Origin of the sequence: Flavobacterium sp., assembly GCF_046296355.1 — a bacterium.
In the GTDB taxonomy this organism is placed as follows: Bacteria; Bacteroidota; Bacteroidia; order Flavobacteriales; family Flavobacteriaceae; genus Flavobacterium.
Genome location: NZ_JBKBLM010000028.1, coordinates 26,432 through 38,732, shown reverse-complemented (window position 1 = coordinate 38,732; position 12,301 = coordinate 26,432). Strand labels below are relative to the sequence as shown.

10 protein-coding genes are annotated in these 12,301 nt (G+C 37.2%); 7 read left to right on the top strand and 3 right to left on the bottom strand.

Annotation, left to right across the window (positions count from 1 at the left end; all coding sequences use genetic code 11):
• The 3 genes from ACK4HO_RS10630 to ACK4HO_RS10620 form a co-directional block, all read right to left on the bottom strand.
• Window positions 1–2,107: hypothetical protein (locus tag ACK4HO_RS10630; RefSeq protein WP_409665652.1), on the bottom strand; the 2,107-nt coding region annotated here is incomplete at its 3' end.
• A 334-nt stretch (window positions 2,108–2,441) separates the two neighbouring features.
• On the bottom strand, window positions 2,442–3,560 hold the full coding sequence (locus ACK4HO_RS10625) for a GTP cyclohydrolase (RefSeq protein ID WP_409665651.1): 1,119 nt from the start codon (window positions 3,558–3,560) through the stop codon (window positions 2,442–2,444).
• A 22-nt stretch (window positions 3,561–3,582) separates the two neighbouring features.
• The gene (locus ACK4HO_RS10620) at window positions 3,583–4,557 is read right to left on the bottom strand and encodes a transporter (RefSeq protein ID WP_409665649.1); all 975 of its coding nucleotides are present in this window, start codon (window positions 4,555–4,557) and stop codon (window positions 3,583–3,585) included.
• A gap of 122 nt (window positions 4,558–4,679) precedes the next feature.
• Between ACK4HO_RS10620 and ACK4HO_RS10615 the strand changes: the two genes are divergently transcribed.
• The 7 genes from ACK4HO_RS10615 to ACK4HO_RS10585 all read left to right on the top strand — a co-directional run bounded on the left by ACK4HO_RS10615 (window position 4,680) and on the right by ACK4HO_RS10585 (window position 12,279).
• On the top strand, window positions 4,680–4,928 hold the full coding sequence (locus ACK4HO_RS10615) for a DUF4834 domain-containing protein (RefSeq protein ID WP_409665647.1): 249 nt from the start codon (window positions 4,680–4,682) through the stop codon (window positions 4,926–4,928).
• 28 nt (window positions 4,929–4,956) lie between these two features.
• Window positions 4,957–7,464: a YfhO family protein gene (locus ACK4HO_RS10610; protein ID WP_409665645.1), complete on the top strand. Its 2,508-nt coding sequence runs from the start codon at window positions 4,957–4,959 to the stop codon at window positions 7,462–7,464.
• A complete protein-coding gene (locus ACK4HO_RS10605) occupies window positions 7,464–8,759 on the top strand; it encodes a glycosyltransferase family 4 protein (protein WP_409665643.1) in 1,296 nt (431 codons plus the stop codon). The genes ACK4HO_RS10610 and ACK4HO_RS10605 overlap by 1 nt, the downstream gene beginning before the upstream one ends.
• A 6-nt stretch (window positions 8,760–8,765) precedes the next feature.
• Window positions 8,766–10,232, top strand: a complete 1,467-nt coding sequence (locus ACK4HO_RS10600) for a lipopolysaccharide biosynthesis protein (RefSeq protein WP_409665641.1) — start codon at window positions 8,766–8,768, stop codon at window positions 10,230–10,232.
• Window positions 10,233–10,306: 74 nt separating this feature from the next.
• Window positions 10,307–10,723: a DM13 domain-containing protein gene (locus ACK4HO_RS10595; protein WP_409665640.1), complete on the top strand. Its 417-nt coding sequence runs from the start codon at window positions 10,307–10,309 to the stop codon at window positions 10,721–10,723.
• 6 nt (window positions 10,724–10,729) lie between these two features.
• Window positions 10,730–11,617, top strand: a complete 888-nt coding sequence (locus tag ACK4HO_RS10590) for a hypothetical protein (RefSeq protein WP_409665638.1) — start codon at window positions 10,730–10,732, stop codon at window positions 11,615–11,617.
• Between the two features lie 278 nt (window positions 11,618–11,895).
• On the top strand, window positions 11,896–12,279 hold the full coding sequence (locus ACK4HO_RS10585) for a VOC family protein (RefSeq protein WP_409665636.1): 384 nt from the start codon (window positions 11,896–11,898) through the stop codon (window positions 12,277–12,279).
• The last annotated feature ends 22 nt before the right edge of the window (window positions 12,280–12,301 follow it).

The following is a 12,301-nucleotide window of genomic DNA, read 5'->3' as shown; positions in this document are numbered from 1 at the left end:
TTACTTGTCCATAGCTTCCACTTGGAGCACAGCCACCACTTACGGTGAATCCACCTAACCATGTTGCAAACGCTGCATTAACTGCCGCTTGGTCTGCATAAGCACAAGCACTAGTTGAGCTGCTATCAGGTGATGTAACTGTAACTGCTGGTGCGGCTGTAATAGTAAAAGTAGCAGAACAAGAAGCTTGTTTTCCACAATCATCTGAAGCACTAAAATTAACTGTAACACTTCCTCCTGCACATAAATTAGGTGCAGTAAGATTTTGCAAACCTGAAGTAACTAATGTTCCGTTACCTCCACTTGCTGTGAAACCAGCTAACCAATTATTAAATGCCGAAATAACTGCCGCTTGATCTGCATAAGCACAAGCGCTTGTTGAACTGTTTTGTGGACAATTGATAACAATTGGAATTATAGGGATTACAGTAACTGTTACAGGCTCTATGTCTGTACAGTTGGCTGATGTAGTTACTTTAATATAATATGTTCCTGATGCTGATACAGCATTTGGATTGTTTAAAGGAATAGTTGCACCTGAATTCGTCCAATATGACAAAGTTCCTCCTTGAAGATTACTACCTGCTGTTATAGCCGGTAATGTTAAATCAACAGTTAAAGGAGCACAAACCGGTGCCGGATTATTGGTTATTAAACTTGGGCTAGGATTTACTGTTAAAGTACCTGAACCTGATTCCGAACAATTTGTTCCATTAGTTGTAGTAATCACAACAGAATATGTTCCGTTTACAGAGGCACTAAAACTAGGCACATTGCCTGGATTAGTTGCTCCATTAGGAACAGTCCAAACATAAGTATAACTACCAGCCGGACTTGGTGTTGCCGTGATAGTCACTGATTGATCATTAGCACATTTGACAGGTGAGTTAACTGTAACCGTTGGAACAGGATTAACAGTCAAAGTTGCTGTGACAGGTAAAGACTCACAAAAATTTGGAGCTCCACCTCTAACTACTACACTCACAGAGGCGTTTGCAGTTGCAGGATTAATTGTAAAAGTATTAGAGCTCGTAAATGGTCCTCCGTTAAACGAATAAGTCAACGGCTCAACTCCTCCTGAAGCTATCGCAGTGAAGGTTGCCGATTCACCGGCACAAACACTAACATTATCCATAGTAGCTGTCGCTCGGATATTAAATAATCCGCTGGCAAAATCGTCTAATGAAGCCGTAACTGATTGAGAAGATCTAGCTTCAAGTAAGAAACCCGAAAAACAAGTATTCGTTAAATTAATACTTGTCAAATCAACCTGACCTTCATAGAACTCATTAGTATCATATGTTGGATTTAAGAAACTCCAACCTGTTGGTATAGGGTAAACATTAGCATTATTAATCGCTACAGTTCCTGCAAGATTAGTAGTTTCTAAATTACCATTTGTATTTGGAACAATTGATGAACCTGGTGAAACTGGACCAGAGCCTTTCCATCTATAAATAACAACAGTAGCAGTACTACCACCACCTGTAAAATCTGCTAAGATTAATAAATCGCCAACAGCATGCGCAGGGGCAAAATCTCCACCAGCGTTTGGCGATGTGAAAAGAGTTCTTGGTGCCGTACCATTAAGGTAAAACCAAAAACCAATTTGGGCATCACCATTATTAGAAGTTCTGTCACCAGCAAAATACAAAATACCATTATTCAAAACAGCAGCTGCGTTGGCAATATCATTCTTTGCTTTAGTCTGACCAATAACCCAACCCAGATAACCCGTACCGGTTCCATCTGCCAAGAAAAAATCCTTAGAACTGGTGAACTGATTGTCTACCTGACCGGTACCATAAGCATCCAGCACATAACTCTTTACAGGAAAAGTGTTATAATTTGCAAAATTCCAGTCGATAGGATTTCCATCTACTGTAATGGTTTGCGCAGTTGAAATGTTAGAAAATAAAAAAAGTATGAGTAGCATAAGAATACTAATCACACCTTTACTTTTAGCGTTGCTCTGTGTTTTGGAGTTGCTGCTATCCATTGCATTTGCTTTGGAAAAATCTAACTTAAAACCGTTTTCCCCTCGACTAACGACACAATCGTTACTATAGGGAAATTCCAAAAACTTTAAAAAAGTAGTGTTCTTCATAATGTTAAGTATTTTTTAATAATACCACATCACAAATAGATTTAAGTTAAAATTTTTTCGGAAAAAAAATTAAAGACTTAAATTAAAACCTTTAATTCCTAGGGTAAAAAAAATAGTGTAGATTTCTATAGGGATTATAAAATTAGACAGAATTATAAATAAACGTTAAAAAAGGTGTAAGTTTTCTACGAACATTTGCTTTTAATCGACCAAATGCACAAATGATTATAAAAACCGAAATCTATTTAACAATTATTTTGAATGTTTTTGAAGAAAACCCCTGAACATAGTTGATATATCATGTAAATTTAACTTTAAGTGCATGTTAGCTAATCTACAAAGACAATTTATATGTTCTTCTTCTTCTGAAAGTAACCGGGTCAAAATGTTTCCATATATTGTGTATGGCATGATTGTCTTCCAATTCCGGGGTTCGAACACATTCGAGAATTCCTTTCTCTTGAAAGGTGTTGTAGTATTCATTAAAAATTATAGCGGTAACGCCTTTACTTTGGTATTGAGGATCAACACCAATTAGATAGAATAACACTTCTTTACTCTCATTCTTAGCTTTAAGTAAATGATAAAAACCAAAAGGAAACAGTTTCCCATTAGCTTTCTGCAAGGCTTTTGAAAAACTGGGCATCACTATACTGAAGGCAACAATGTTGTCCTGTTTATCTAAAACAAACTTAATATATTCCGGATTAATGAAACTGATATACTTTTTCTTGAAATATTCTTTTTGAACATCAGTGATGGCCACAAAAGAAGATAAATTGGCATAACTCGAATTAAACAAATCAAACATCTTATCGACATAAGGCATGATGTCTTTATTGTTGGTAAAATTAAGCGCTCTTAATTCGTATCGCTTTTTAACTAATTCATTCGCTTTCGAAAAAAATTCTGTTTTCACATTGGCAAAAGGAAATTTATTTTCGAGGTATTCTTTCTCTTTTACGTAACCCAACTTCTCCAAGTGTTCTTTATAGTAGGGAAAATTATACCACGTAATCATCGAACCAATTTCATCAAAGCCTTCCGTCAAAACGCCGACTTTATCCAAATTAGAAAAACCCATCGGTCCTTCAACATATTCTAAGTTATTGGCTTTGCCAAATTCGTAAACTTTTTCTAATAACGCTTTGGTCACTTCAATATCATCAATCACATCCCACCAACCAAAACGCACTTTTTTCTTTTCTTGATCATTGACTTCATTCCAATTGATAATTGCAGCTATTCTGCCCACTACTTTATTATCGCGATAGGCCAAATAAAAATAAGCCTCTGCCGAAGTAAAGGCCGGATTTTTGGTTTTGTCAAATGTTTCCAGCTCATCATTAATCAAAGGCGGAACCCAATAAGGATGGTTCTTATATAAGGTAAAAGGAAACTTGACGTATTCTTGAATTAGTTTCTTGGTATTGGCTTCAATTATGGTAATCATTATGGCTTGGTGTTTTCTAATTCTACTTGGTCTTTTCTAATTCTACTTCGTCTTTGCGTTTTTTACCTTTGTCTTTTTTAGATTTTTTGTCTTTCTTTTTCTTATCCCCTTTATCGCTTTTGATTCGCTTGTAATTGGTTTCATAATTACTATCGAAACGCCACGACATTCCAAAACCGCCATGCATTATAGCCGGAGTGTCTTTTATATTTTTGGCCAAATAAGCATCTAACTGTATATTTTCTCTAATTAAATAAGCCGCACCTATACGTCCAACCGTATCTGCATAAAAGTCGCTCTTGTAAGCCTGAATTTCTAAAAATCCGGACCAACGCATGTTAAATCCTCTAGTCATCGTGGTAATCCATCCCAATGTTGGATAGTCGGTCATGTATTTATCGGCGATAATATTATTGACCCAAACCCATTTGGTACCAAAATGATTTTGAGTAATCAGCATCAATTTCGGACTAATCACTGGATCGCTATCAAACGTAAACGGATTGTTACCCAAATTCAAATTAAAACCGCCATAAACCGCTACAGCAGGAATAAATTGTTTCCAACTGAATCGGTGATTGGCTTTCCAACTGTATACATTGGGTTTGTCATCTTTCAATTGCACAAACGGATCGTAAACCAAATATTTAGCTCCTAAAGTAAATTGCTTAAAACCACCTCTAGTGTCTTGCACTAATGGCGCTGTGTACCAATCATATTGGTATTGAGTCTCCAAATTAAACTCAAATTGGTCAAAAAAAGCGCCGTATCTCACACTCAATTCTGTCCCGAAACCATTGGCTTCATAGCGCAACAAATCGTGTTTTTCCTGAATGCCATACAAACCGCCTTCAGCCTGAATTACAGTTTTCCCAACCGAGAAAGCCGACATCGATTTTCCCGGTCGATTCGAATTGATAATATCGGTATATTGGGCATATTGGTTGGTTGAAATCAACAAAAAACCAACAATCAAAAGTGATTTTATCTTTAGCATAATATAATAGATTTGTAGAAATATAGTCTTCCAAAAGTAATACAATTTATCATTTATTTAAGAGGTTAAAGCGAATTTTACATTACGGAATTTAGTATTTTTGACAAAAATTTATTCCCAATATGGAAACTGCATCTATGCCCGGCTTTGTTAGAACTATATTATGGATTATAGCCATTTACTATATCGTTAAATTTTTAGCAAGATTGTTTTTACCGGTTGTGGCCAAAAAAGTGGTCGAAAAAGCTGCCCAACAATTTCAACAGCAGCAGCAATACCAACAACAGCAACAAGCTCAAACTAATAAAACTGAAAAGCCCAAAGAGAAAAAAATCGTCGGCGATTATATTGATTTCGAAGAAATTAAGTAATTTCCCCAAGACAACCTAAACCAAAAACATGAAACAACTCCAAAAGTTTTATCCACACTTTCTGGCCATTCTTGGCTTTATAATCGTTTCGCTAATTTACTTTTATCCCGTTTTGCAAGGCAAAAAAATATACCAGCACGACATCGTACAATATACCGGTATGGCCAAAGAACAAAACGACTTCAGAGCAGAATATGACACTGAACCTTATTGGACCAATGCTTCTTTCGGAGGAATGCCAACTTATCAATCGGGTGCCAAATACCCGCACGATTATATTGGAAAACTGGATGATTTGCTGCGCTTTTTACCCCGACCGGCCGATTATTTATTCTTGTATTTCTTAGGATTTTACGGTTTGCTTCTAACTTTAAGGATTAATCCGCTGAAAGCATTTTTCGGCGCTTTGGCTTTTGGATTATCCACCTATTTGATTGTGATTATTGGCGTCGGACACAATGCGAAAGCACATGCGATAGCTTATATGCCGTTAGTCATCGCCGGATTTATATTGGTCTTCCGAAAGAGATATTTGCATGGCGGAATCTTGACGATGCTGGCTGTAGCACTCGAAATTACCGCCAATCACTTCCAAATGACGTATTATTTGTTCTTGCTCCTAATCGTAATGAGTTTTTACTTTTTGTACCGTTTGTACCAAGAAAATGATCTCAAAGCATTACCAAAAATCATTGCTACTTTTCTAATTGCGGTGACTTTAGCGGTTGGTGCCAATGCCACTAGTTTAATGGCAACCAAAGAATACGCCGATTTCAGTATTCGTGGCAAAAGCGAATTGACTACCAATCCCGATGGTTCCAAGAAAGAAGCGAATATCTCTATGGACAGAGAATACATCACAGAATACAGTTATGGTGTTAGCGAAAGTTTGAATCTAATTTCACCACGTCTTTTTGGCGGTGGTAACGGTCAGAAACTAACCGAAGATTCGCATGTGTATAATTTTATGCTGGAATATGGCGCCCAACCCGAAGAAGCCAAAGAAATTACCGAAAGTTACGGAATAACCTATTGGGGAGATCAACCGCAAGTAGCCGCACCGGCTTACATTGGCGCGATTGTTTTCTTCCTTTTTGTGTTGGCCCTATACCACGACAGACGCAAAATAAAGTATGCTTTTCTGGCCGGAGCGATTTTTTCTTTACTCCTTTCTTGGGGTAAAAACTTTTCACTGTTAACGGATTTCTTCATCGATTACGTGCCGGCTTATGACAAGTTCAGAGCGGTTTCTTCGATTCAGGTTTTATTGGAATTGTGTATTCCGGTGCTGGCGATCATGGGATTGCAATCGTTTTTTACCACCGATAAAGAAAAACAATGGAGCAGTTTGTGGAAAACCGCAGCCACGAGTTTAGGAATAATTGTGGTGCTATTTTTAGCCAAAGGTATGTTCAGCTTCGTTGGCGAAATTGACAGTCAATTAGCAAATGCTTTACAAGGTCATCCCGATAAATCCTTTGGAACCGCGTTTTTAGAAGCGTTAAGAGAAGACCGAAAAGATTTATACAACGCCGATTTATTGCGTTCCGGATTCTTAATGTTAGTGGCTTTTGGTGCACTTTATTTGTATACCAAAAACAAATTGGCTCAAAATACCGCGATTATCATCATCGGAGTTTTCATGGTCGGTGATTTATTCTTTGTAGATAAAAATTATGTAAGTAATGACGGAAAACAATTCAGAAGTGCTCGCGAAGTAGATGTACCATTCCAACCCACAGCAGCCGATTCATTAATTTTAGCCGACAAATCTATCTTTAGAGTCTATGAATTGGATGGTGGTTTACACAGTCCGAGGTCGTCTTATTTCCATAAATCGGTTGGTGGTTACAGTGCCGTAAGACCAAGACGTTTTGAAGAAGTGTACACGCATTTAATCGAAAAAAGCATGAGCAGTTTGGGCGAAAATGTCGACCCGAAAACATTGGCTTTAACCAAAAGCATTCCGGTTTTAGATGCTTTCAATATCAAATATTTAATCATTGGCACCGAACAAGGTGATATTCCGGTTACCAATCCGTTTCATAATGGCAATGCTTGGTTTGTGAAGGAATTAAGAAAAGTATATTCAGCCGATGAAGAATTGAATGCTTTGGGTAAAATTCAAACAAAAGATGTGGCTACTATTAATTGGTACGAATTTGGTGCTTCTTTTAAAACAAGACCTACAACTTTTGCAAACGACAGCACAGCTTCTATCAAATTAGACGAATACAAAGCCAATCATTTGAAATATACTTCCAACAACAAAAATGACGGTTTCGCCGTGTTCTCCGAAATCTATTACAAAGACGGTTGGAAAGCGACTATTGACGGAAAAGAAACTCAAATTTACAAAGTCGATTATACGTTGAGAGGAATCGAAATCCCAAAAGGCAAACACACTATCGAATTCAAATTTGAACCGCAAGTAGTGAAAACCGGAAGCACTATTGCCCTATTCAGTTCTATTGGAATGTTGTTAGTGGTAATTGGTGTGGTTTATTTTGAACAAAGAGGCAAGAAAACTGAGTAATGGCTGAACCCAAAAAACTCCTAATCATCACTTATTATTGGCCACCAGCCGGTGGACCGGGCGTACAGCGTTGGTTAAAGTTTGTGAAGTATTTGCCCGAGTTCAATTTTCAGCCGATTGTCTATGTTCCCGAAAACCCGACTTATCCGATTATCGATAACGGTTTGGAAAGCGAAGTTTCGGAAAGCGCCATTATTCTGAAAACCAAAATCTTCGAACCTTATGGTTTGGCTTCTTTTTTTGGTAAAAACAAAACCAAGAAAATCAGTTCAGGCATTATTCCCAACCAAAAAAAACAATCGTTTTTAGAGAAAACTTTGCTTTGGGTTCGCGGTAATATTTTTATCCCTGATGCGCGTTTCCTTTGGGTCAAACCTTCGGTGAAATATTTATCAAAATACATCCTAGAAAACAACATTGACACAATCGTCACTTCAGGTCCTCCACATAGTTTGCACTTGATTGGTTTACAATTGAAGAAAGATTTAGGCGTAAAATGGTTTGCCGATTTTCGCGATCCGTGGACAACCATTGGTTATCAAAAAGCGTTGAAATTATCTTCTTCTGCCGAAAAAAAACACAAAGCTTTAGAGAAAGAAGTTTTAAATACTGCCGACACAATTATCGTTACCAGTAAAACCACCAAAACCGAATTTGAAGCGATTACTTCTCGTCCGATTGAAGTGATTACGAATGGATACGACGTGGAAAAAATCACCAAACAACCTTTGGATGACAAATTCACGTTGGCACATATCGGTTCGTTTCTGTCGGAAAGAAATCCGAGAATTCTCTGGAAAGCCTTGAAAGAATTGACCAAAGAAAACCAAGATTTCAAAAAGGATTTTCAACTCAAGTTAATCGGCGCCGTGAGTCAGGAAGTGTTAGATACCATTTCTGAATTTAAACTCAATGATTATGTATTGAATTTAGGCTACGTTTCCCACCAAGAAGCCGTTGAACACCAAAGAAAATCTCAGGTTTTATTGCTCATCGAAATCAACTCTGAAGATACCAAAAGCATCATCCCCGGAAAATTATTTGAATACATGGTTTCCGAAAGACCTATTATAGCGATTGGTCCGGAAGGTTCCGATTTTGCCGAAATTATCACGACAACCAACACCGGAGTTTTCTTTACTTATGAGGAGAAAGAAAAACTAAAAGCACTACTTTTGAAATATTATCAGGAATATCAAAAGCAAAGTTTGAAAGTTCACGCTGTAGGTTTACAACAATATTCCAGAAAAAGTTTGACTGAACAACTTTCAAAACTCGTAACTCGCAACTCCTAACTATTTATGGGCATCGTCGTCAACCAATCCATCAAAAACACCATCATTACCTATATAGGTTTTGCGATTGGCGCGGCGAATACTTTGTTTATGTATCCGCATTTTTTGGGTGAAACATTTTATGGGTTGACGGGTTATATTTTGTCTTCGGCAAATATTATTTTTCCACTGATGGCTTTTGGCGTTCACAATACGCTGGTCAAATTCTTCACGCAATACAAAACCGAAAAAGAAAAAGGTGAATTCCTAACCTTTGTCATGATTTTACCGTTATTGGTACTCATTCCATTAGGGCTAATCGGAGCGTTTTTTTACACAGATATTGCTGCTTTTTTATCCCGTGAAAACCCAATTATTTTCGACTTCACTTGGCAAATTCCGGTGATTGGTTTGTGCATGGGTTATTTTGAAATATTTTATGCTTGGGTTAAAGTCCATATGCAATCGGTGTTTGGGAGTTTTGTTAAAGAGGTTTTACTTCGGGTTTTTATCAGTATTTTCCTTTTCGCCGTTTACTTTGGTACCATTTCGGCCGAAACTTTTGTCGATATTCTAATGGGCATTTATTTGCTAACTACTTTAGTGATGTTGTTTTATGCCAATAAAGTACAGCGCATTCAATTCTCATTTAAAGTACCGGAAAATTTCAAAGCAGTACTTACCTATTCCCTATTTATTATTCTCTCCGGAAGTATTGCCAATATGCTGCTGGACATCGACAAAACCATGATTGGTCAGTATATCAAAATTGAAAATATTGCTTATTATTCGGTGGCGATTTTTATTGCGACAGTGATTTCGGTACCGAGTCGAGCCATGCACCAAATTACGTATCCTATTACCGCCAAATTAATGACCGAAGGCAAACACGACGAACTAAACGACTTGTATAAAAAAACATCCATCACGCTGCAAGTTGTCGGCGGATTGGTTTTGGTTGGGATATTGGTCAACATCAACCAACTCTATTTACTCTTACCCGAAAACTATCGCGGCGGTGTTTTTGTGGTTTTCGTCATTGGTATTTCTAAATACTTCGATTTGATTTTGGGCAACAACAATGCGATTATTTTCAACTCTAAATATTACAAAGCCGTATTGTTTTTAGGATTGTTTTTAGCGGTTTTAGCTATTTCATTAAACGATTATTTCATTCCACGTTATGGCATTAACGGTGCTGCGATTGCGACACTCATTTCGATTACCTTTTATAGTTTGGCCAAATTGCTTTTTGTGGTTTTAAAGATGAATCTCTATCCGTTCACGTTAAAAAATATTTATGCTTTAGTCATCGGATTGATTTGCTTCTTCGCCTTTTATTACTGGGATTTTCCTTTCCATCCGATAATCAATATTGGTTTAAAATCGGGGCTGGTTTCTTTGGTTTATGTTGGGTTGATTTACAAAGCCAATCTTTCGGAAGAGATCAATAATGTAATTCTGAATGTGCTCAAAAAAGTAAAAATCTTATAATCTTCCTCCAAATGTAAACTAGCCGACAATTGTTATCGAAAGTAATTTTGAACTTTGATGAAAATTGAAACGCTATGAAAACAATTCTTTCCCTTTTTACCCTATTATTACTTTTTACTTCCTGTGAAGTAGAAGGCGAACTAACCCGAGATATAGTTCAAGAAGAAGTCGGCAACGACGCAGTTTTGCGTTCTACCGGAACTTTCAATCCAACAAGTGGAATTTCGGGCAGCGGAACGGTGAAAATTTACCAATTGGGCAACGCTTACACTTTGAAATTAGAAAACTACACGATTACGCCTGGACCGGATTTAAAAGTCTATTTGTCAAAAGCAGATTCGCCGTCTGACTTTGTCAACTTAGGCAATGTCAATCCTGATCTGACTTATTCAATACCACAGCAGGTGAACCTTGCCGATTATCCTTATGTTTTAATTCATTGCCAGCAATACAACCATTTGTTTGCGATTGCGGCTTTACAATCTAATTAAATGGCTATGAAAAAGATTGTTTTTATTGGTTGGTTATCGATAATCGGTTGTTCAACTGTTTACGCTCAAGGTTGTAGTGATGCCGGTGTTTGTTCCATTGGCAATAGTTTTGACAAAGAAAACTCAAGCAAAAATCTAATCGAAACAGGAAGCATTTATGGCGTTGGCGAAGCCGATGTGACTTATCTTTCCTCTTACGTTACTTACTCGAGAACATTTAGTGAAAAATGGGCTTTAAGTGCCAAGTTTACTTATTCTGTAGCCGATGGTAGTTTTGGCACTCGCGGACAATTTGGCGATGCTTATCTTATCAGCAACTATAAATTCAATAAAAAATGGAGTCTGTTGAGCGGATTCAAATTTCCGTTTACGACTGCCAATGCTAAAATCAACGGCTATTCTTTGCCTTTAGATTATCAGTCGAGCTTGGGCACATTCGATTTGATTTTGGCCACCAACTATAATTATGCCCAATGGGATTTTAATTTAGGCATTCAAATTCCGGTCTTCAACAACAATAAGAATTCCTATTTTGCCGAATACAGTGGCACCAATGATTTTCCGTCGACTAATTTATTCGAAAGAAAATCAGACGCTTTGTTTCGCACGACTTATACATATCAAACACCAAATAAAAAATTCACTTTCAAACCGAATGTGTTGTTTTTATACCATTTGGGTGAAGACAGTTATGAAAATATTTTCAGCGAACGCGAAACTATAAAAGGTTCAGATGGTTTGACTATTAACGGAAATTTGATAACAAGCTACACTCTTAATGCTAAAAGTAGTTTAGATCTTTCATTGGCAACACCTTTTGTTGTCCGTGATATTCGTCCCGACGGTTTAACCAGAGCTTTTACCGCCGGATTGATTTATAAAGTATCATTTTAAGGTGCTAAGGTGCTGAGGCACTAAGGTACTGAGGTTTTTAAGTTTTGTTTAATTGAGAACCCTTTTGGTGTTAGGACCGAAAGGGTTTGTTTTTATATGACTAATGCTGAAAAAAAATTATCTTTGAGTAACATTTTTTTGACTGATGAAACAACCTTTATTTTTCATGGCAATACTTATCGGATTATGGTATGCCCGAAAATATGGTCGAGAAGCGGTTGTCAAAATCAATAAATTCAATGCCGATAAAAAAGACAAAACCAACAACGACTAAATTCATGCTCAACAAAGTTCATCACATTGCCATTATCTGTTCTGATTATGACCTTTCCAAAAAGTTCTATGTTGAAATTCTTGGCTTGCAAATTATCCAAGAAGTGTATCGTAAAGAACGCCAATCTTATAAATTAGACTTAGCAATTAACGGCAATTATGTAGTCGAATTGTTTTCGTTTCCCAATCCGCCCAAAAGGGTTTCAAAACCTGAAGCTACAGGTTTGCGCCACTTGGCTTTTGAAGTCGATGATATCGAATCGGTTATAAATCATTTGGCCCAAAACAACATCATGGCCGAACCCATTCGCACAGATGAATACACCGGAAAAAAATTCACTTTCATCAGCGACCCGGATAATTTGCCGATAGAATTTTATGAGCGATAGGCTTTTTAAAAGATACTTTTGT